Here is a 20,766-nt window from a genome sequence, read left to right on the forward strand (position 1 = left end):
TTGCAAACATAAAAGCCAAATATTAGCCAATGATTAACATAAGTTTAAATAAACTGCATCAACCGTAAAAAACACGGTATAAAAATTAATTATCCTCGATTATGGAATTTTGAATTTCCCGGCATCACTACAAGAATACATAGCTAATTGTGCAGCGAATCGACAGGATATTCTCTGCCCTCACCTACTAAAAATAGAAAGATGAAAAAGATTATAGTTGCCCTTTGCATAATTTTGGTATTTTCCAATGTGGATACGAAATCTCAGATCAGAACTACACGCGAAATACCAAGCTTAAAAATTAAAGATGGCGATGGCCAGCAAAACAAAGTGATATTGGCAGACCTAAAAATAGCTGTTGTCATATTCGGAAATATAGCCAAAACGACGATGACAATGGTCTTTGATAACAAGACCAACCGCGATCTCGAGGGCGAACTGACATTCCCTATGCCCGAAGGTGTCTCCGTGAGCGGCTACGCCTTAGATATCAACGGCAAATTACGCCAAGCAGTTCCAGTCGATAAGAATAAAGGAACCGAAGTATTTGAAAGTATAGAAACACGCCGGGTCGATCCGGGTCTATTGGAAAAAGTCGAAGGAAATAATTTCCGAACTCGAATTTATCCTTTACCAGCGAATGGGAAACGCACCGTTCAGATTAGCTATTCAGAAAATCTAACCACAGCATCCGATCAGGCTCGTTACTACCATCTACCCTTAAACTATAGTTCCCCCATTGAAAACTTCGCATTGGATATTCATGTCTTTCAAAATACCGACAAGCCAGATTTCACCGAGAAACCAGACGGTTCTTTGGCTTTCTCACAGCATAACAGCAATTACACAGCTTCTTTACATAAACAACAGTTTAAATCCCAGCGAAATTTAGTTGTTCAACTGCCGACAGGCAACAAGGAAGCATCTGGCCTATTTCAGGAAAATGGTGATAAAAGCTTCTACTTTCTTGCCAATGCAACGGTAAACGCTATAAAACCTACTCAAAAAAAATGGGGGCACAGTATTGGAATTATATGGGACCGCTCGCTCAGCAGTAAAAATAGAGATATAGAAAAGGAACTCGCCCTATTAGATCTCTTTTTTAAAGAAAACCCCAATATGACTGTCGATCTGGGCTTATTGGATATCCGCTTTGTAAAAGGTCATACGTTTCAGGTACGACAAGGTAATTGGAATGAGCTCAAAAACTACATCAAAGGAATTAACTACGATGGTGGCACAGACTATAGTCAAATAAAGACCGGTATAATACAAGCCAACAATTACCTGCTGTTTAGCGACGGCCTTTCTACATTTGGTCAAAGTAAAATCAACCTTGACAATCCAGTCTATAGCATTACTTCGTCCAATGGATCGGACTACGGTGTCCTAGAACAAATTTCCCAGACACATCTTGGAAAGATGATCAATTTAGCCAATACCCCAACAACTGAAGCGTACCATAAGCTAAATACGATAGACCTTATTTACCTGGGGATAAAAGAAAAAAATGATTTTGAGGAAGTTTATCCTCAAAAAGGCACGCCAGTACAAGCCAATTTTTCTCTCGCAGGCGTAGGGAAACGCCCGGGATTGAAACAGATCACCGTACTTGTAGGAGATGGGCAACAAGCACCGCAAGAGATTAGTATAGCGCTGCAGCCTGACCATGGTGAAATTGACCTACAGCAGATCTGGGCACAAAAGAAAATTGAAGCGTTGGATCTTCAATACGAAGACAATCGTGAAGAAATTGAAACGCTTGGCAAACAGTTCGGTATTGTTACCCGAAATACCAGCCTGATTGTACTGGAAACTGTAGAAGATTACGTACGTTATGCAATAACTCCGCCAGCCGAATTGCTTTCCGAATTCAATCGGCTCATCAAAGAAGAACATATAGAAAAGGAAGAACGTGTAGCAGACTTGTTGGATCAGGCTCAAGACATTACCAAACAGCTTCAGTCCTGGTGGAATACCGATTTTCAGCAAAAAAAGAAATACCCAACGCGTAAAAGATTGATTTCCACCCCTGAACTTGCTGTTACCGAAGAAATGGCTACCGGAGTTGCTCCTGTTACACCTATACCGTCGCGTCCTTCAGCTAGCCCTGCCGCGACAGCACGAGCCGAAGAATTCAGGTCATCAGATGCCGCTAGTGAAAAAAGAGTGTCCGCCGAAGGCAATTCAAATACCGCCAAAGCTGTTACCAATGAATTGGCGATGGCGGCCGCATCTGATGATGTTCTTCAGGAATTCGCTGTTGTTCAATCCTTAGAAGAACGCGTAGCTGGCATGCAAATGACAAGCAGCATCAACAGCATACATGGAAAAATAAGCATCCCTGAAATTAAAGAAGACCAAGCCTATTTACAGGACCTTAATCAATCCAAAGATCCTTACAAAAGCTATCTCCAACTTCGGAATCAGTATATGGGAACGCCAACTTTCTATTTTGATGTCGCAAACTTCTTTTTCAAAAGAGGAGATCACAACAAAGCCTTACTCATCTTAAGCGCACTTGCAGACTTACAAATTGAAAATGCAGATCTCTACAAAACCATTTCCTATAAGTTACGGGAATGGGGAGATTACGACAATGCACTGTTCATTACTGCTAAGGTATTAAAATGGCGTTCCATGGATCCACAAAGCCACCGCGATTATGCTCTCGTTTTACAAGACAAAGGTATGTTCAAGGAGGCACTAGAACAATTATATGGGATTTTGACCCAGAGCTACTCCCCAGAAGCTGCCGATCGCGATGATGGTATTGAAGAAACATTGGTCATGGAAATCAATAATCTCCTTAAAGCAAACAAAGCTGCAAGCTCCAAAGTTGCGGTGAACAAAAAATTGATTGCTGACCTACCCGTCGACATGCGTGTTGTCATCAATTGGAATTCACGAAACACTGATATCGACCTTTGGGTAACTGATCCAAATCAAGAAAAATGCTTCTATAGTAATCCTGCCACAGCCATTGGGGGCCGACTTAGCAATGACTTTACTGGTGGTTATGGCCCTGAGCAATTTTTATTAAAAAAAGCTTTAAAAGGAAAATACAAAATTGAAGTTGACTTCTATAACGATGATTCGCTTACTTTAGCAGGACCTGCAGCGGTCATGGCCGAAATTTATACCTACTATAGCAGTGGCAAGCAAGAACGAAAAATCGTTACGATCTATCTTGACCGCAATAAAGAGCGCAATATTGGGATTGGCGAATTTTCATTCCAGTAGATGAGCAGAGACAGAAGGTGTTCAAAAAAACAAATCAAACCCTTTGAAAATTGGCTCTATGAAATGATGCTTTAGGGGGACTGGCATAAAACCACATGAAATCGGGGCTATCCAAAAAGATTGGATAGCCCCGACTTCAATTAATGCAATTTACGGATAACCAGATCCTTTTGCCTATGTTCTAATTTTGTTTTTACATAGGGGTAAGTGAACACTGCTCCCAAAACGATACAAGCGCCAAGATAAAACCCGCCGCTCATGGTCTCCTTTTGTCCAAATATCAACATCGCCAACAGAATACCATAAACAGGTTCCAGATTGGTTGTCAGCGCAACAGTAAAAGCAGATAATTCCTTCATGACAGCAACTCCCATAACATAGGCCACCGCCGTACAAACCACACCTAACAACAGCAGATAAATTAAATCTTGCTGCCCCAATTTCATTTCAGCATTGAAATCTCCTGTAAACAGCATCAATACGCTGATCCAGAAGCATGCCCCCATCATCTCATAAAACGTAATCAGGGTCGGGCTCGATTTTTTAACCATGCGCGCATTGGCGATAGAAAATATACTCGCGCAAAACGCACAGCCAAGCCCCGCCAATAGACCAACGAGGTAATGTGTTTCAAAAGAAAAGATTGTATAAATACCGATGATAATAACCAAACCAACTACAATATCCAACAGCGCAATACGCTTTTTATTCACAATAGGCTCCAATATTGCCGTAAATAAAGTCACCGAGGATAGCGTAACCAATGTTACCGATACAGTGGATACTTTAATTGAATAAAAAAATAATACCCAATGCAGCCCAACAACGGCCCCCACCATAAAAAACTGGAGAAATTGTTTCCTCGAAACTACAATAGACTGTTTGGTTACCAAGAAATAGATCAACAGCGCGATAGACGCTATTGCAACACGATACCACACTAAATGTAGGGCAGATACGGAAATCAGACTACCCAAAATTCCGGTAAATCCCCAAATGAGTATTGTTAAATGCAGAATTAGAATATTCCGATTTAATTGAATTTTAGTCATATTCTCTAGAATACATTTGTATAGAAATGATGAGCAATACCTATTATTTCCCTTTATAAGGCAGGCTCACTGAAGTTATTGAAAACTAACAAAAAATTACTTTGGCGCTTTTATCGCCAGGTATAGTGCTACCAAAAAGAAGGTAACATTCGGAATTAATACGGCTATCAACGGTGGCAGTCCCCCTTTCAAAGAAAACATAGTTGCAAACTGTATAAATACGATATACGTAAAACTTAGCGCGATACCAATACCAAGACTCAATCCTATCCCCCCACGCACTTTCTTGGATGACAGTGCCACACCCATCAAGGTCAATACAAAAGCTGAAAATGGATATACATAACGCTTGTATTTCTCCAGTAATAAATCGTTCATGACTCCGGTTCCCCTGATCTCCTCCTTATGTATACGAATATTTAATTCGCGTGTATCCATGGCGGTAAACATATTATCACGTACCTCAAAATCAGAAGGTTTCATATCCAAGGTTGTGTCTTTAACAGCTCCTTTGTCCATGCGTTCATGTAGCCCATTGATAATACGATTGGTATACCCTTCAATCTTCCATTTTGTCGCCACCGAGTCCCACGTAATACGGTCAGCCATCATTTTCTCCTTAAGGGTATCCCCTTTGAAAATTTCAAGTACAAATCCGTAGCCTGTTTTGGTAGAATTATCAAAGTTGTCTATATAAACATAGCTGTTTTTGTCCAGTTGCATATGGGTAGAAACCCTCGAGTTATCCTTAGGTGGCTTTACATAGATATTTTCAAAATCAACCTTCATCTTATTGGTCTTCGGAATAATAAAGATGTTAAATACCAAAGAAATGGCAAAGATTAGGGTTGCAGCGATCATGTAGGGACGAAGCAAACGGTTAAAGCTATATCCGGCACTGAGAATCGGGACAATTTCTGTTTGATCCGCCATCTTGGAGGTAAAGAAAATAACTGCAATAAAGTTGATCAGCGGACAAAGAAAATTTAGGTAAAAAGGAATAAATCCTGCATAATACTCAAAAATAATCTTATCGAGGGGAGCATGATATTTTAAAAAATCATCCAATCGTTCGGACACGTCAAAAACCACCATGACAACAGTAAATATTGCCATAGTGAATAAAAAAGTACTTAGATACTTTTTGATGATGTAACGATCGATTAACGACAGCATTTTTTAACTTGAGCTATTTAGTTTTACAAACGTTGATCCAATATTTTCACCATTTTGTTTTTCCAATCGTAGAAAGTTCCATCAATGATTCGCTCCCTAGCCTGATTCACCAACCAAAGGTAAAAATGTAAATTATGTAAAGAAGCAATTTGTGCTCCAAGAATTTCTTGCGATTTAATCAAATGCCTTAGATAGGCTTTCGAATAAAATTGATCTGCATGTAGATCACTCTCCACTTCTATCGGTGAAAAATCATCTTTCCACTTTTCATTTTTGATATTGATAATACCATTTTGCGTGAAAAGCATACCATTTCTAGCATTACGGGTTGGCATAACGCAATCGAACATATCCACCCCTAAAGCAATATTTTCAAGGATATTTACCGGTGTTCCCACCCCCATAAGATAACGTGGCTTGTCATACGGTAAGATATCACAGACAACTTCGGTCATCGCATACATTTCTTCCGCAGGTTCACCTACCGACAATCCACCAATCGCATTTCCTTCGCGGTTAAACGAAGCAATAGTTTCCGCAGATTTTATTCTTAAATCTTTGTAAACAGATCCTTGAACAATTGGAAACAACGTTTGATCATACCCATAAAGTGGATCTGTGCTATCAAAACGATCCACACAGCGTTTCAGCCAACGATGGGTCATATCCAAAGAACGACGTGCATACCCATAATCACATGGATAAGGCGTACACTCGTCAAATGCCATAATGATATCCGCACCGATAATACGTTGCGTATCCATGACATTCTCTGGTGTAAATAGATGTTTTGATCCATCAATATGGGAACGAAATGTCACCCCCTCTTCTTTTATTTTACGTACTTCCGTCAATGAATACACCTGATAACCACCGGAATCCGTTAAAATAGGTCGATCCCAACCATTAAATTTATGCAGTCCGCCCGCCTTATTCAACACATTCAATCCTGGACGTAAATAGAGGTGGTAGGTATTACCCAGAATAATCTGCGCTTCAATATCGTTCTTCAATTCATGTTGATGAATTGCTTTCACTGTACCTGCCGTACCAACAGGCATAAAAATAGGTGTTTGAATGGGACCGTGTGCAGTTTCGACAACACCTGCACGTGCTTTTGACAACTTATCTTGTGCTTGTAGCGTAAATTTCATTAATATTTTTCCTCTGAGACTATTTCTATTTTAAAGGATGATTTGCCAAGGACATGGCGGTATCGGCATTTGGAGTAAAAAAAATAAAAACTCATTTTCAATCAGTTGCAACTTAAAAAGTCGCTATAGCTTTCCTAATTTCCACCCAAGCTCGGATTCATCCCTAGAATACGTTGCAAAAATACTATAAAAAGATTTGCAAACAGGATGTTTCAAAAATAAATTATCATTTTTCCCCTATAAAAAAGTTGCGGAAAGCACTTATCTTTGTGAGCTATGCTTGACCTTCACGTATTTTTGGCCAATCTTCCATATATTGCTTTCGGAGTATTGGGCCTTTTCCTATTGATACAATTGTACTACATCTTATTTGTATATCGTAAATTGAGTAGTTATCAAATTGAACCTATACAAGAAGGAACTGAATTTCCACCGCTATCCGTTATTATTTGTGCACACAATGAACAGGATAATATTACGGAATTCCTCCCGAGTATACTGAATCAAGACTATCCCAATTTTGAAGTCATTGTGGTCAATGACTTCTCGACTGACAATACGCCCTGGATATTGCATGATTTCGAAGCAAAATACCCCCATTTAAAGATTGTGGATATCAAAGAACATATTCGCTTGAAACATGGCAAAAAGTTTGCCGTTAGTATGGGGATCAAAGCGTCAAAGCATCAGACACTGGTATTTACCGATGCAGATTGTGCGCCACAGTCCGATCAATGGCTCAAAGAAATTGCAGCAGCTTTCAGACCAGAAACAGAAATTGTACTGGGCTATTCTCCTTATTTTAAGAAAAAAAGTTTGCTAAATCTATTGATTCGATTTGAAACCAGCCATACCGCCATGAGTTATCTCGCCTATGCACTAAAGGGAGATGCCTATATGGGAGTAGGACGCAATATGGCTTACAAAAAAGACCTTTTCTTTCGTAACAAAGGTTTTGCGGCACATATGCATATTAAATCTGGCGATGATGATCTTTTTGTCAACCAAAATGCAAATCCGACCAACGTTAACATTGCACTGGCAGCCGAATCCATTGTCTATTCGGAACCCAAAGCGACCTGGAGGAGCTATTACAAGCAAAAAGCAAGACACTCAGGAGCCTCTACCATTTACAAAAAGCGTCATCAGCGCACGCTGGGCACGCAGCTGGTATCGGCCGTCCTTTTTTATGTCGCCCTTATCGCAACAGCAATTGCCTTTCCAATGTACTGGTATGTTCCTGTTACAGCTTACCTCCTAAGGCTGATTGCACAATGGATAATATTTGCCAACATCTATAAAAAACTAGAAGTAAAGGAACTCATTTGGTGGCTACCTTTGGTAGACTTCATCTACTATTTCTATATTTGCATCAATGGCATGTTCAGCAGAAAAAAGAAAAAAATAAGCTGGAAATAATTCACTTTTAAAACATTAAGCTTTGAATCCAACAGTTGATATCATCTATAACTATTTTCCAAAATTAACGGCTATTCAAAAAGAACAGTTTGCAAAACTTGCCGACCTATACACATTTTGGAATAGCCAAATCAATGTCATTTCACGTAAGGACATTGATAGCCTCTACCTGCACCACGTGCTGCACTCGCTAGGCATTGCAAAATTTGTCCAAGAGCTCACGCCAGGAACACAAATTTTGGACGTGGGAACCGGCGGGGGCTTTCCAGGTATCCCAATGGCCATTATGTTTCCTGAAGTCAAATTCCATTTGGTCGATTCTATCGGCAAAAAAATCAAAGTCGTACGCGAAGTTGCTGCTGGACTGGGTCTCCAAAATGTTGAAGCAGATCATATCCGCGCAGAACAACTCGACGACAAGTACGATTTTGTGATATCACGAGCTGTGACAAGACTTGCAGAATTTACGCCTTGGATACAGAATAAATTCGCGAAAAAAGATAAAAACGGTATTCCTAATGGAATTCTTTACTTGAAAGGCGGAGATCTCACCGAAGAGATCAAAGAATCTAAGCTCAAAGCAGAATTACACCCACTTTCCGGTTACTTTAAAGAAGATTTCTTTGACACAAAATACCTGGTATACGTACCTATGTAGTTAAAGTTTGGCATTACCCATAGGAAACTGAAGTCGCCTATGGATAATGTCTACAGAGTCCAGGTAGTTCGTTAAACACTGATGGATATAAGCAATCTTCTCATAACGATCATTCTCACGAAGCCACTTTAAGGAAGGCTCATAGTATATTCTAAATTTGCGCAGAGAATCTCCCGACAACTTACTGTATTCCTGAGTCAGCGGATACCATTCCTCGCGAATCAGATCCTGTTGATATTCTCTTTCAAACTGACGTTGAAGCTTTCGCGAATTTCGTCCCTTTCGACTGAATTTATTGTAAAGTTTGTTCAGATTGACCGCAATTCCTCCCTGGTGAGGCAAAGTCACCATATTCTTCGTATCACCCCAGAAGAAGATAGATTGATACCCCTCTTTTTTTTCTTCCCATTTATCCGCTGCTGATTTACGCTTGATCGAAACAGTATCCAAACGTAAAGTATCTTTTTGACTGCCTTTTTTCGCAATGGTATCCTGATGATAAAATTCCGCTGGATAGGCAAAAAGCCCCTCCCGATAAAATGAGAAATAGACACAGAAAAACAATAAAGATAGAAACCCAATACGAACCATATTTATAACTGATAAACTAAAATAATCAACTATAAATAAAATTAAAAAGTATTTAACTATCTTTAACTTATAAAACTAAAGACCTAACTGTTTTTTAATTTCTAGGCCAATTAGATTGATTTCTTCATCCATTCCGAACATAGGAAGCTCCGTTTCTGGATTCAGTTTCAACCAGTTTGTATCATTGTCTTTAATAATTTTTACGTATTCCACACCCTCTTTAAAAATAACATACGTATCTTCTTCCTCAGGGAAAACAGAATAAACTACATCCCCCAATTCGATATCAAAAGGTTCTTTCATTTCCATAGTTAAATATCATTAATCGTCCAAAGGTACCAATTCCTCTTCTTTCTTTCCAAAAGTGCCCAATATTTCATTCCTTGATATCTCAAATAAGCTTAGGAAAAGCGCATTCATGTCATACAATCCAAGGGCTTTTCAGCAGACACGCGATCGCCTCCGACTAAGAACTCTGTCATTGCATTAAAAACATAATATGCCTAAGCAATTCTAACAAAAAGTACAACAGCTCGTTATATTTTTCCTATATTTAGATAAACCCAATTATGAAACTAATTTATCCCATAGCTTTGACGAAAATCAAGGGCATTGGCCCTAGAACAGCGCGTAACATCATTGACCAAGGTCACGAGTTGGCAGACTTATTTGCTTACTCAAAAAAAGATTTGATGCAAATTCTTGGGATACGGGAATCGATCGCAGAAGCCATATACAATAAAAGCTATATGTCTGCCTGCGAAAAAGAACTCGCTTTTATCGAAAAACATCAGATACAAGCATTATGGCTGGAAGACGAAAATTACCCCCATAGGCTGCGCCAATGTGAAGACGCTCCGCTTGTTGTCTATTACAAAGGGAACCAGCCACTCAACAGCACCAAAGTTATCAGTATCGTCGGTACTAGACATGCAACCTATTACGGTCAGAAAATATGCGAAGATTTGCTAGAGGCGATGAATGGTACCAAAGACACCTTAATCGTAAGCGGTCTGGCTTATGGTATTGACGCTTTAGCACATCGCAACGCACTAAAAAATAATATTCCCACCGTTGCTGTATTAGGGCATGGTCTCGATCGAATTTACCCGGCATCCCATCGTGAACTTGCCACAAAAATGCTAGACCAAGGAGGTTTATTGACAGAATTTACATCCAACACATTACCTGAGCGCAGTAACTTCCCTATGCGAAACCGCATCATAGCCGGTATGGCGGATGTCACCATTGTTGTAGAAGCTGCAATTAAAGGAGGTGCTTTGATTACCGCCGAAATAGCCAACAGCTACAATCGCGATGTATGTGCCTTTCCAGGAGCCGTTTACGAAAAAAGTTCTGAAGGCACCAATTACCTCATCAAAACCAACCGTGCGCATATGATTAGAGGTCTTCACGATCTCGAATACCTCATGAATTGGGAAATCAGTACAAAAGCTGTTGGTCAACAGCTTAGCCTTCCTTTGACATTGACAAAAGATCAACAACTCCTTTTTACGCTCATTCAGCAAAAGGGACAATTAGAAATAGACCATATGATTGACCTCACAAAATGGCCACAAAGTAAATTGGCCTTAATCCTATTGGAACTTGAAATGCAGTCACTCATTCACGCCTTACCCGGAAAACGCTATAAAATAGTCGGACTTACCGAAATTCAAAAGAATTAGCTCACTTTCTGTCATGCACCAACTACCCTCAGGAATATAGTTTAGAGCGCAATTAAAATGTACATTTATACTCAACCAAAAACCAAGAATTAATGAACGAAAACAATACAAAAAGTATCTGGAAAGTCATCGGGGCCTCTTCGATGGGAACGCTTATCGAATGGTATGACTTTTTCATTTTTGGCAGCCTATCCATTGTAATTTCCACTAAATTCTTTCCGGCAGAAAATCCAACAGCCGCTTTTCTTTCCACCCTAGCCACATTTGCGGCAGGATTTGTCGTCCGGCCATTTGGCGCTCTATTTTTTGGCCGACTAGGCGATATTATCGGTCGAAAATATACGTTTATGGTAACTTTAATGCTCATGGGCGGCGCAACATTTCTCATCGGTTGCATCCCCAGTTATGAAAGTATCGGTTTTTGGGCACCACTGCTCGTATTGATCCTTCGTCTCTTGCAAGGTCTTGCCCTAGGCGGCGAATATGGCGGTGCAGCAACTTATGTGGCTGAGCATGCCCCATTGGGTCAACGGGGCTATTGGACATCCTGGATACAAACAACGGCTACTTTTGGCCTTTTCATATCACTCGTTGTCATCCTCCTTACCAAAGGCTTTCTCAGCGAATCACAATTTGATTCCTGGGGATGGCGGGTTCCTTTCCTCCTCTCTTTAGTCATGGTATACGTTTCCTATCTTATTCGTAAGAAAATGAAGGAATCACCCGAATTTAGCAAGGCCAAAGCGGAAGGGAAAACGAGCACAAATCCGCTAAAAGAAAGTTTTGGCAACCGCTACAACCTCAAATTTGTGCTGCTCGCCCTTTTTGGTGCAGCCATGGGACAGGGCGTTGTTTGGTACACCGGGCAGTTCTACTCCATGAGTTTCATGAAAACGGTCATGCACCTTCAATCTGACCAGGCCGATACCATCCTCGGCATCGCCTTACTCTTGGGAACTCCATTTTTTGTCGTATTTGGGTGGCTTAGTGACAAAATTGGACGAAAATGGATCATGCTCGGTGGGATGTTACTTGCCGTATTGACCTATCGTCCGATTTACGAATCCATGTACCAACTTTCCAATGCCGAACAGAAGGTCAAAGTGAATGAAACAGTCAATACCTCGACTGTTTCACAAGCAGAAATTAAGTCAGTTATCAAAACGCAATATGAGGATGGAACGGAAATCACGAACGCTAAAATAGTACATCAATCCGGAAAACTAAAAGGGCAGCAAACAACCAAAACCACGGTCCATATTGCAGGCAAAAACTATATGCTGCTCGTCCTGCTGATCTTTATACAAGTGATTTATATTACCATGGTGTACGGGCCCATTGCAGCATTCCTTGTTGAACTGTTCCCCGTAAAAATCCGCTACACATCCATGTCCTTACCCTATCATGTTGGCAATGGAATATTCGGCGGACTCCTTCCGGCTGTATCGACATATTTAACGACAAATGCCGAAGCTTCCAATACCCCGCAATTCTATCTTGCAGGTTTATGGTACCCTATTATCATTGCCATTGTATGTTTTATCATAGGCAGTATTTATATCAACAACAAATCAACTTCAGCACCCCATGAATAACCTCAAAAAATTCCTCGGCGTCTTATGGATCATTTTAGCTCTATTTACAGCCTACTTCTCCATTTTTGAACTGGCGCTGCCAAAGATTTCAACGGGACATCAAGAAGATCTGGTATTTGGGATCATTATCCTGTGCATCTTGACCCCCATAATCTCCATTGGACTTGGCTTATTTGGCTATTATTCCCTATTGGGTGAATACAACCAAGAGAAAATGTAGTTCTAAAAAGGAGATCGACGTTGAATAGGCAAAATTAGCCGATTATGCTTATTCAACGTCGATCTCCGAATACGCCAGGTTATGCTACTTTCCGACATTTTGAAAAGAATATTTACGGCAAATAGACTTCGTCAAGCGCTTTTTTCATGCCATTTTTAGCTGTTTACACAAATACCAGACCTATTTCGCCATAAATTGGTGCTATGAAAAGATATCAAATGCAATTTATTGCCATGATAATCAACAGAATAAGATAAAAAGGTATTTTTTCTTTCCTAAAACTGTTTTTTTTTCTACTTTTGTGGCGGGTAAGTCTTCTACGACCAGCTCCCATTGACTCCCCCAGGTTGGGAACAAAGCAAGGGTATTTGGTTGAGCGGTGCGATAGGAGTAGCTTACCCTTTTTTTATGCCCATTTTTTTGACTAATCCGCTGGTCTGAAATTCAATTCTAACCTAAAAATCAACCAAATATCTTATATATCCCAATTGTTACCCCTAATTCCCCTATTTATAGAAGCCCTGTTACACAAGGCGTTTTAATCGCTTGGCATGTACATTCAACACAATTATAATTGTATATAAAAGCAAATTTATATAAGTTTGTAATCGAATAAGAACTATCGTATGAGTTGGTTTAAAAGAGAAAAAGCTGGTATTAGCACAGCTACCGCTAATAAAAAAGAAGCACCTGATGGCATGTGGAACAAATGTCCGACATGTAAAAAGCCATTGTTGCATCTTGAACAAGTAGAAAACGACTATGTTTGTCAATATTGTGGCCACCACTTAAGAATTGGCTCCAAAGAATATTTTTCAATTTTATTTGACAATAACGAATTTACAGAACTATTTCCTAATCTAAATTCTGGTGATCCATTAGAATTCTTCGATTCGAAGCCATATCCTGAACGTTTAAAGGAAAGTCAAGCCAAAACAGGCCTTAAAGATGCTTTACGTTCTGCCCATGGGAAAATGAATGGTCAAGATATCGTGATTGCTTGTATGGACTTTAGTTTCATCGGCGGATCCATGGGATCTGTCGTTGGTGAAAAAATCGCGCGTTCGATAGATTACTGTATTGAGCATAAAATTCCATTTATGTTAATATCCAAATCAGGTGGTGCACGGATGATGGAAGCCGCATTTTCATTAATGCAAATGGCCAAAACTTCGGCTAAATTAGCGTTATTGGCAAAAGCAGAACTCCCTTACGTTTGTTTATTGACAGACCCTACTACAGGAGGAGTTACAGCATCTTACGCGATGTTGGGTGATATAAATATCGCAGAACCTGGTGCGTTAATCGGATTTGCCGGCCCCCGTGTCATTAAAGAAACAATTAAAAAGGATCTTCCTAAAGGATTCCAGACTTCGGAATTCGTGCTCGAGCATGGATTTTTGGATTTCATTGTCGACCGTAGACAGTTAAAAAACCAAGTGGCTACCTACCTTAAATTAGTGGGATAATCATTGCTAGGATATAAAAGAAAGCGGTGCCAAGAATATGCTTGGTACCGCTTTCTTTTTTCGCCCCATAACTGTTGTGCCTGCGACCTCTTGTCGGATTTATAGAACGGATAAATCAACCGTCTTTTTTAAAGATATCGCCAAAAAGCCCATATTTTTCTTTTGGACAAATAGTCCGGTTCCACTTCCTTGTCATACGCTTCCCGCTCAAACGAAATACGCCGGTACGCTTTATCAAAATCCCGAAATTGAATAAAATGAACGGCAAATTCAAAGAGATACCAAACATAGAAGAAGAGAATACCTAATTCAAGCGCCTGTCGCAAATGTATACGCTCATGACGAATCAAGTCGTCCTTCTGTTTAAAAAAAGTACTTTTCAGAAAGATAAAAGGATAAATAGTAATTGCATTAGCTTTTCCAAAAGAGAAGAAATTTGTCCAAAATTTGCTAACTATGATCATATAGGACGTCTAGACCGTTTTCAAACGACTCAAACTTAGAAAAATTTACTTTTATACACAATTATTATTGGCGTCTTATGAATTGTACTATATACCTATCGTTCAGTCCTTGATCAGATAAGAGATCGCAAAAATTTCTTTTTGAATAGGAATTTTTATTAAGTTTGCTATAGATTAATTGTGAAGATATGCCGTACAAAGAGCGTGAAATAAATAAATTGTATTATACAATGGGAGAAGTTACAGAAATGTTTGATGTAAATGCATCCCAGATACGTTTTTATGAGCGTGAATTTGATATTCTACAGCCTAAGAAAAATAAAAAGGGTAATCGCTTATTTACGCAAGAAGATATTGCCAATTTAAAGATCATCTTCAATTTGGTTAAAGATAAAGGTTATACACTACAGGGGGCACGTGATTACCTACGTGACAACAAATCTGAGGCAAAAGAAAATCAACGTGTTGTAGATTCATTGGAGCGTTTGAAGAACTTTCTTCTGGAAGTTCGTGATTCACTATAGCATTGAGAAAACTCTTATAAACTCCCGAAACGGAATTATTACATCATATTCGCAGTGTTCATCGGATCCATTTCAGTAACGAAATCCATTCGACTATACAGAAATAGCGCAAATTTCTGGACCCATTACATGGGAACCAAATGTACCCACGATCGCTTTGCCATCACACCATATATCATCCAGCTTTCAAAGCTCAAAAAAGATTAAAGAGACCCCCACCTAACGCTCGTTCAGTTCTATAACCTCAAGATTTTCAATTCTATCTTTGTTGATATCAAATCGCATCAATGTCCTCACTTTATGCCAACCATGCTTACCCGCTGCACCTGGATTGAGGTGAAGGCATTGAATCTTAGGATCGAAGATAACCTTTAGAATATGGGAATGTCCTGTAATAAATAATTTCGGCGGATTTTTCATCAATTCCCCCTTAATACGCGGAGCATATTTCCCGGGATAACCACCAATATGTGTCATAAAAACGTCCACCTCCTCACATTTAAACCTCAAATCTTCTGGAAATTGCGAACGAATTTCTTGACCATCAATATTCCCATAAACTCCACGCAGTGGTTTAAAAGCTGCCAACCGATCTGCAACATCCGCATCACCAAAATCGCCCACATGCCAAATCTCGTCGCACGCAGCAAAATGGGTAAATACAGCTTCATCCAAAAAGGAATGTGTATCTGAGAGTAATCCGATCTTTGTCATCATTTAAAAAGCTAAAAAATAAGGGGCCAAGGCCGTGCGATAAGCGTCTGAATAAATACCTTTAGCAGCGTAAATAATAAACTCACGTACAGCAACCGACTCAACAGGCATGCGCTCAAAGGTAATGATCTTACGCAGCACAGATTCTCCTTCAAAGGAACTTATCCGAACTTCAGTAGAACAATATAATCCTCTTTCTGTAGAAATTTTGACTAAGGTATCTGCTAACGGCGTCGGAACGATCAAGATTAATTTACCCTGATCTGATAAACGCAAAGAGGCAAAATCCAACAGTTCAGCGAAAAAATCCAGATCCGTATGTTTAGCCAGTTTCCTGCGTTCATCAGGGTTATGCAACGAATCCGTATAAAAAGGTGGATTTGAAACAATTAAATCATAATACCCCGCTGTCCTCAATTGCTGAAAGGAACTCGCATGTAATGTTAGGCGTTCACGAAAAATGGAATTCCGAAAATTCTTATCTGCCATCAAAGCAGCCAAAGCGTCTACTTCGACAGCTTCTATCTGGCTTTCCCCAAGACGCTGAGCCAACATCAAGGCAATGACTCCAGTGCCTGTACCCACATCCAAGACACGTTCCACAGGTTCTATCTCCAACAGTGAAGCCAACAAAACACCATCTGTATTGATCTTCATCGCACAATCAGACTGATCAACCTCAAATTGTTTAAACCGAAATATCGACGCCATACGCCAAAGATAAAACTTTTAGGACCTTTGGCGCAAACAAACCCATACATCCTGCAATTTATTTGCTAATTTAGTCAGCAACAAATCTATATAAGCCATGAATATCCGTCAGCTTGCTCTTATGATATTGATTATGAGCTGTGTCATTCCAACAAAGCTACTGTATGGGCAGGAAAATTGTGAACGATATACGGTTGAGACACTTCCCCTATTGACACAAGCCTTAAACAACAATGACTTTGACAAAATTGACCCTTTACTTAATAATATACAGACAAGCTGTGGCATCAATGAATATGTACAACGGTTACGCATCCTTATGCAAATCATTGAAAAGAAAAATAGTGCTGCAGCGATTGACCTCTATTGGAGCAGTCAATTCGATAAAAGCTTTCTACAAAGACTGGATGCGGCAGACCAGGACGATTTTGCAACACAATACGAACGGCATAAGGAAAAATACAATTTCTATCCATTGCGGCACCCCCTGGATGGCCTCATCAAAGTGAGGGCACAAGCACTCCTTGTTTCTGACAGTTACACGTTAACCGATCAGGAGAGAAATATACTGCAACTCTTTTCCGATACAGCAGCGCCTGAGAATAAACAAAACAGCCCGAGTAACGACCAAGATGAGCAACAGCGAGTTCCAAACTACAAGATATACAAAGACAGGCATAAAGCTAAATTAGGGTATGTACCTTCTATCGGTGTAATGAGCCCACTCAGCGGGGCGAACAAGGTTTTCGGCACAAACCTGAACCTTGGATTTATGCTGATGAGCTCACTGGAAAGAAAATTTATCTTTGAAGGTGGATTCAAGATACGCATCAACTCGAACGACCGCAATATTGACTATAACTATGAAGGATCCACTGTTTCGGTCAATTCTTCCGCTACCGCATTTATGGGGGGCGCTGTAGGTTACAAAGTTTTTGACAACGACAAATGTATCCTGATTCCAAAAGGTATCCTTGGTATTGACATCACAGATACAGGTATCACAGAGAGTGCATATTCTTCTGGTTATTATGATCCGGACGGTTATTACTACGACGGCGGATATACAGACCGCATGGTGACGATCAATAATGTTCACCTGGGACTTGCTTTCGCATCTTTATTTCGCATGAAAAACCAAAAGTATATCGGCTTTGAACTCGGCTATCATTACGCGCCATATGATGCCAGCAGTAAGGTATTGATCCCAATACAGGCAAATTACGGAAGTTTTGAACTATTCTTTAGGTTTTAAGCAATAGCCCTTCAAAAACCTTCATGACTTCGCAGACACCAATAACAACGAAAGCGAGCTGAAGGGTCTTTCTGGCCAATAAGAGCAGGCAATTTCAGAAAAAAAATACGCCAGATGATGTCTGCCTTAACAAAACATGATCTGGCGTATGTAAATCGAAGAAAACAAGTCCCTCTTGAGATCAGGTGTCCAAGTCCAAAAGAAGATTTAATTCTTTAGCAGCCGTTGTATTTCATCCAATTTCATTAATGCTTCAACCGGAGTAAGCGAATTAACATCCAAATTATTGAGCATATCCCTGATCTTATTCAAAACAGGGTCATCAATCGAAAACATCTGCAATTGATAAGCCTGCTTCTGAATCTTACGCATACTATCCTTAATTTGTTCCCCACCTGTTCGCTCCTGCTCCAATCTTTTCAAGATCTGATTGGCACGATTCAGCAACTTTTGCGGCATACCCGCAAGCTTTGCCACATGGATACCAAAACTATGCTCTGAACCTCCTGGAACGAGCTTCCGTAAGAAAATAACTTTATTATTGACTTCTTTTACGGTCACGTTAAAGTTTTTAATACGATCCAATGAAGTTGTCAGCTCATTTAATTCATGGTAATGCGTTGCAAATAATGTTTTTGCTTTAGCTGCGGGATGGTTATGTAAAAACTCCGCAATGGCCCAAGCAATAGAGATGCCGTCATATGTACTTGTACCACGACCAATTTCATCCAAAAGAATAAGACTACGATCGGACAAATTATTCATGATGCTCGCCGTCTCATTCATCTCTACCATAAACGTGGATTCTCCAGAAGAAAGATTATCTGACGCGCCCACACGGGTAAAAATTTTGTCAACCAAACCGATCTTAGCCTCTTTTGCCGGTACAAAACAACCTATTTGTGCCATTAACACGATCAGTCCGGTCTGACGGAGTAACGCCGATTTACCGGCCATATTCGGCCCCGTAATAATAATAATCTGTTGCGTCTTTGGATCCAAGAACGTATCATTGGTAATATAGTCCTCGCCTATTGGCAGGTTTCTTTCAATGACCGGGTGTCTCCCGCCTTTAATATCCAAAATCTTGCTCTCGCTGATTTCAGGCTTTACATAATAATTTTTCTCTGCTACAACAGCAAAGTTAAGTAACACATCCAGCTTGGCAATCAACTGTGCATCGAGCTGAATAGGTTTGATATATTCGGCAATGGCAAGCAATAACTCAGCGTATAGTCTATTCTCCAGTGCCTGGATCTTCTCCTCAGCACCGAGAATCTGTTCTTCATATTCTTTCAGTTCCTCCGTAATGTAACGCTCAGCATTCACCAGCGTCTGTTTACGTATCCATGTTGTAGGAACCTTATCCTTATGTGTATTGGTAACCTCCAGGTAATAACCAAAGACATTATTGAATGCAATTTTTAAAGAGGGAATCCCAGTGAGTTCCGCTTCCCTTTTTTGAATCTCAAGCAAATAATCCTTACCGCCAAAGGCAATTTTACGCAATCGGTCCAATTCCGGATCAACCCCATCAGCAATTACGCTACCCTTATTGATTGCCACTGGGGGCTCGGCCTGAACCTGCAGCTCTATTCTTTCGCGGATAACTGTACAAGCATCCAGTTGCTCCGATATGGTCTGTAGCGCATTAGCATCTTTACGATCTGTAAGTTCCTTCAACTTTTCTATCGCATATAAAGCCCGTTTTAATTGCACGATTTCCCGTGGATTGGCTTTCTGAAGTCCAATCTTGGAAATTAAGCGTTCAAGATCACCCACCTGCTTGATCTGACCTATCAATTCATCCCTTAAATTGCGGTCGGTGAAAAAGAAATCCACCACATTCAATCGTTCCTGAATACTTTTCTTGTCTTTTAAGGGCATCACAATCCAACGCTTGAGCAAGCGCGCTCCCATTGGACTGGATGTATGATCCAATACATCGGACAGTGTGACCGCATTTTCATTCAACGAACCGACTAGTTCCAGATTGCGGATCGTAAAACGATCCAGCCACATAAAACGGTCTTCTTCGATACGGGAAAGTGTAGAGATGTGTTGTAGGTTGCGATGCTCGGTCTCATTGAGGTAATGTAAAGCTACACCAGCAGCAACAATTCCTGCAGGCATCCGATCAACACCAAATCCTTTCATCGACGAAACCTCAAAATGCTTCAATAATGTTTCTGTGGCATAGTCTCCCGTATAGGGCCATTCGTCAAGAAAATAAGTATAATAATGCGACCCAAACTGCTCCACAAAATCCTTGCTCTGTTTTTTGGAAAGAATGACTTCCGTTGGTTTAAAACCTTGGAGCAATTTATCAATATAGGTAACACTTCCCTGAGCAACCAAAAATTCGCCTGTTGAAATATCAAGAAAAGAAATACCGATCCGCTCTTTTTCGATAAAGATTGATGCTAAATAATTATTCGATTTCTGCTGAACAATATTGTCATTGTAGGAAACGCCAGGTGTGACCAACTCTGTCACACCACGCTTAACGATTGTCTTTGTCGTCTTCGGGTCCTCCAACTGATCACAGATCGCCACCCGTTGGCCAGCACGCACCAGTTTTGGAAGATATGTCTCCAACGAATGATGAGGAAAACCAGCCAATGCGGTTTCTGATTCCGAGCCATTACCACGCTTCGTCAAAACAATGCCCAAAATCTGGGCTGCTTTGATTGCATCCTCACCAAATGTCTCGTAAAAATCGCCAACACGGAACAACAACAACGCTCCAGGATACTTAATCTTGATCGCATTGTACTGTTGCATCAATGGGGTTACTTTCTTTTCTTTTGCCAACTTGTAAATCAATTTTTAT

The 20,766-nt window shown here is 40.2% G+C and carries 18 protein-coding genes and 1 other RNA gene; 10 read left to right on the forward strand and 9 right to left on the reverse strand.

From position 1 onward, the window contains the following. Window positions 1-201: 201 nt before the first annotated feature. Window positions 202-3,243, forward strand: a complete 3,042-nt coding sequence (locus tag AAW12_RS13190; RefSeq protein WP_046674108.1) for a VIT domain-containing protein — start codon at window positions 202-204, stop codon at window positions 3,241-3,243. A 140-nt stretch (window positions 3,244-3,383) separates the two neighbouring features. Here AAW12_RS13190 and AAW12_RS13195 read toward each other — a convergent pair whose 3' ends face one another. From AAW12_RS13195 to tgt, 3 genes are all read right to left on the reverse strand, one after another. Then, on the reverse strand, window positions 3,384-4,295 hold the full coding sequence (locus tag AAW12_RS13195; RefSeq protein WP_046674109.1) for a DMT family transporter: 912 nt from the start codon (window positions 4,293-4,295) through the stop codon (window positions 3,384-3,386). A 96-nt stretch (window positions 4,296-4,391) separates the two neighbouring features. Further along, window positions 4,392-5,468 carry an LptF/LptG family permease gene (locus AAW12_RS13200; protein WP_046674188.1) on the reverse strand — a complete coding sequence of 359 codons (1,077 nt, stop codon included), beginning with the start codon at window positions 5,466-5,468 and terminating at the stop codon, window positions 4,392-4,394. Window positions 5,469-5,494: 26 nt separating this feature from the next. Then, the gene (tgt, locus tag AAW12_RS13205) at window positions 5,495-6,625 is read right to left on the reverse strand and encodes a tRNA guanosine(34) transglycosylase Tgt (protein ID WP_046674110.1); all 1,131 of its coding nucleotides are present in this window, start codon (window positions 6,623-6,625) and stop codon (window positions 5,495-5,497) included. A gap of 276 nt (window positions 6,626-6,901) precedes the next feature. On the opposite strand from tgt, the gene AAW12_RS13210 reads away from it, so the two are divergent. Beyond that, window positions 6,902-8,044 (forward strand): glycosyltransferase, encoded by a 1,143-nt coding sequence (locus tag AAW12_RS13210; RefSeq protein ID WP_046674111.1) that lies wholly within the window; start codon window positions 6,902-6,904, stop codon window positions 8,042-8,044. Between the two features lie 22 nt (window positions 8,045-8,066). Continuing rightward, window positions 8,067-8,702: a 16S rRNA (guanine(527)-N(7))-methyltransferase RsmG gene (rsmG, locus tag AAW12_RS13215; protein ID WP_046674112.1), complete on the forward strand. Its 636-nt coding sequence runs from the start codon at window positions 8,067-8,069 to the stop codon at window positions 8,700-8,702. Here the strand turns inward: rsmG and AAW12_RS13220 are convergent, their stop codons facing one another. Together AAW12_RS13220 and AAW12_RS13225 are read right to left on the reverse strand one after the other, a co-directional pair. After that, on the reverse strand, window positions 8,703-9,293 hold the full coding sequence (locus AAW12_RS13220) for a hypothetical protein (protein WP_046674113.1): 591 nt from the start codon (window positions 9,291-9,293) through the stop codon (window positions 8,703-8,705). A 75-nt stretch (window positions 9,294-9,368) separates the two neighbouring features. Then, the gene (locus AAW12_RS13225; protein ID WP_046674114.1) at window positions 9,369-9,602 is read right to left on the reverse strand and encodes a hypothetical protein; all 234 of its coding nucleotides are present in this window, start codon (window positions 9,600-9,602) and stop codon (window positions 9,369-9,371) included. Between the two features lie 260 nt (window positions 9,603-9,862). Here AAW12_RS13225 and dprA point away from each other — a divergent pair, with 260 nt between their 5' ends. The 5 genes from dprA to accD all read left to right on the forward strand — a co-directional run bounded on the left by dprA (window position 9,863) and on the right by accD (window position 14,265). Continuing rightward, window positions 9,863-10,981, forward strand: a complete 1,119-nt coding sequence (dprA, locus tag AAW12_RS13230; protein WP_046674115.1) for a DNA-processing protein DprA — start codon at window positions 9,863-9,865, stop codon at window positions 10,979-10,981. Window positions 10,982-11,073: 92 nt separating this feature from the next. Continuing rightward, entirely contained in the window at window positions 11,074-12,576 is a 1,503-nt protein-coding gene (locus AAW12_RS13235) for an MFS transporter (RefSeq protein ID WP_046674116.1), read from the forward strand. Continuing rightward, window positions 12,569-12,796 (forward strand): DUF6814 family protein, encoded by a 228-nt coding sequence (locus AAW12_RS13240; protein WP_046674117.1) that lies wholly within the window; start codon window positions 12,569-12,571, stop codon window positions 12,794-12,796. The genes AAW12_RS13235 and AAW12_RS13240 overlap by 8 nt, the downstream gene beginning before the upstream one ends. Window positions 12,797-13,102: 306 nt before the next feature. Then, window positions 13,103-13,200, forward strand: an RNA gene (gene ffs, locus AAW12_RS26060) — signal recognition particle sRNA small type. A 222-nt stretch (window positions 13,201-13,422) separates the two neighbouring features. After that, entirely contained in the window at window positions 13,423-14,265 is an 843-nt protein-coding gene (gene accD / locus AAW12_RS13245) for an acetyl-CoA carboxylase, carboxyltransferase subunit beta (protein ID WP_046674118.1), read from the forward strand. A gap of 128 nt (window positions 14,266-14,393) precedes the next feature. Here the strand turns inward: accD and AAW12_RS13250 are convergent, their stop codons facing one another. Further along, a complete protein-coding gene (locus tag AAW12_RS13250) occupies window positions 14,394-14,729 on the reverse strand; it encodes a hypothetical protein (RefSeq protein WP_046674119.1) in 336 nt (111 codons plus the stop codon). Window positions 14,730-14,917: 188 nt separating this feature from the next. Here AAW12_RS13250 and AAW12_RS13255 point away from each other — a divergent pair, with 188 nt between their 5' ends. After that, a complete protein-coding gene (locus AAW12_RS13255) occupies window positions 14,918-15,253 on the forward strand; it encodes a MerR family transcriptional regulator (protein ID WP_046674120.1) in 336 nt (111 codons plus the stop codon). A 219-nt stretch (window positions 15,254-15,472) separates the two neighbouring features. Here AAW12_RS13255 and AAW12_RS13260 read toward each other — a convergent pair whose 3' ends face one another. Together AAW12_RS13260 and AAW12_RS13265 are read right to left on the reverse strand one after the other, a co-directional pair. After that, the gene (locus tag AAW12_RS13260) at window positions 15,473-15,967 is read right to left on the reverse strand and encodes a metallophosphoesterase family protein (RefSeq protein ID WP_046674189.1); all 495 of its coding nucleotides are present in this window, start codon (window positions 15,965-15,967) and stop codon (window positions 15,473-15,475) included. 3 nt (window positions 15,968-15,970) lie between these two features. Continuing rightward, the gene (locus AAW12_RS13265; RefSeq protein WP_046674121.1) at window positions 15,971-16,678 is read right to left on the reverse strand and encodes a tRNA1(Val) (adenine(37)-N6)-methyltransferase; all 708 of its coding nucleotides are present in this window, start codon (window positions 16,676-16,678) and stop codon (window positions 15,971-15,973) included. A 97-nt stretch (window positions 16,679-16,775) separates the two neighbouring features. Here AAW12_RS13265 and AAW12_RS13270 point away from each other — a divergent pair, with 97 nt between their 5' ends. Next, window positions 16,776-17,933 carry a hypothetical protein gene (locus tag AAW12_RS13270; protein ID WP_046674122.1) on the forward strand — a complete coding sequence of 386 codons (1,158 nt, stop codon included), beginning with the start codon at window positions 16,776-16,778 and terminating at the stop codon, window positions 17,931-17,933. Between the two features lie 207 nt (window positions 17,934-18,140). Here the strand turns inward: AAW12_RS13270 and mutS are convergent, their stop codons facing one another. After that, a complete protein-coding gene (gene mutS, locus AAW12_RS13275) occupies window positions 18,141-20,747 on the reverse strand; it encodes a DNA mismatch repair protein MutS (protein WP_046674190.1) in 2,607 nt (868 codons plus the stop codon). Window positions 20,748-20,766: the final 19 nt, after the last annotated feature.

Origin of the sequence: Sphingobacterium sp. Ag1 (assembly GCF_000988325.1) — a bacterium.
Classification (GTDB): Bacteria; Bacteroidota; Bacteroidia; order Sphingobacteriales; family Sphingobacteriaceae; genus Sphingobacterium.

Excerpts from the sequence above, each read along its gene's own strand:
- AAW12_RS13190 (WP_046674108.1), top strand. The coding sequence starts at position 202 with ATGAAAAAGATTATAGTTGCCCTTTGCATAATTTTGGTATTTTCCAAT.
- AAW12_RS13195 (WP_046674109.1), bottom strand. The coding sequence starts at position 4,295 with ATGACTAAAATTCAATTAAATCGGAATATTCTAATTCTGCATTTAACA.
- tgt (WP_046674110.1), bottom strand. The coding sequence starts at position 6,625 with ATGAAATTTACGCTACAAGCACAAGATAAGTTGTCAAAAGCACGTGCA.
- AAW12_RS13210 (WP_046674111.1), top strand. The coding sequence starts at position 6,902 with ATGCTTGACCTTCACGTATTTTTGGCCAATCTTCCATATATTGCTTTC.
- AAW12_RS13220 (WP_046674113.1), bottom strand. The coding sequence starts at position 9,293 with ATGGTTCGTATTGGGTTTCTATCTTTATTGTTTTTCTGTGTCTATTTC.
- AAW12_RS13225 (WP_046674114.1), bottom strand. The coding sequence starts at position 9,602 with ATGGAAATGAAAGAACCTTTTGATATCGAATTGGGGGATGTAGTTTAT.
- dprA (WP_046674115.1), top strand. The coding sequence starts at position 9,863 with ATGAAACTAATTTATCCCATAGCTTTGACGAAAATCAAGGGCATTGGC.
- AAW12_RS13235 (WP_046674116.1), top strand. The coding sequence starts at position 11,074 with ATGAACGAAAACAATACAAAAAGTATCTGGAAAGTCATCGGGGCCTCT.
- AAW12_RS13240 (WP_046674117.1), top strand. The coding sequence starts at position 12,569 with ATGAATAACCTCAAAAAATTCCTCGGCGTCTTATGGATCATTTTAGCT.
- accD (WP_046674118.1), top strand. The coding sequence starts at position 13,423 with ATGAGTTGGTTTAAAAGAGAAAAAGCTGGTATTAGCACAGCTACCGCT.
- AAW12_RS13250 (WP_046674119.1), bottom strand. The coding sequence starts at position 14,729 with ATGATCATAGTTAGCAAATTTTGGACAAATTTCTTCTCTTTTGGAAAA.
- AAW12_RS13255 (WP_046674120.1), top strand. The coding sequence starts at position 14,918 with ATGCCGTACAAAGAGCGTGAAATAAATAAATTGTATTATACAATGGGA.
- AAW12_RS13260 (WP_046674189.1), bottom strand. The coding sequence starts at position 15,967 with ATGACAAAGATCGGATTACTCTCAGATACACATTCCTTTTTGGATGAA.
- AAW12_RS13265 (WP_046674121.1), bottom strand. The coding sequence starts at position 16,678 with ATGGCGTCGATATTTCGGTTTAAACAATTTGAGGTTGATCAGTCTGAT.
- AAW12_RS13270 (WP_046674122.1), top strand. The coding sequence starts at position 16,776 with ATGAATATCCGTCAGCTTGCTCTTATGATATTGATTATGAGCTGTGTC.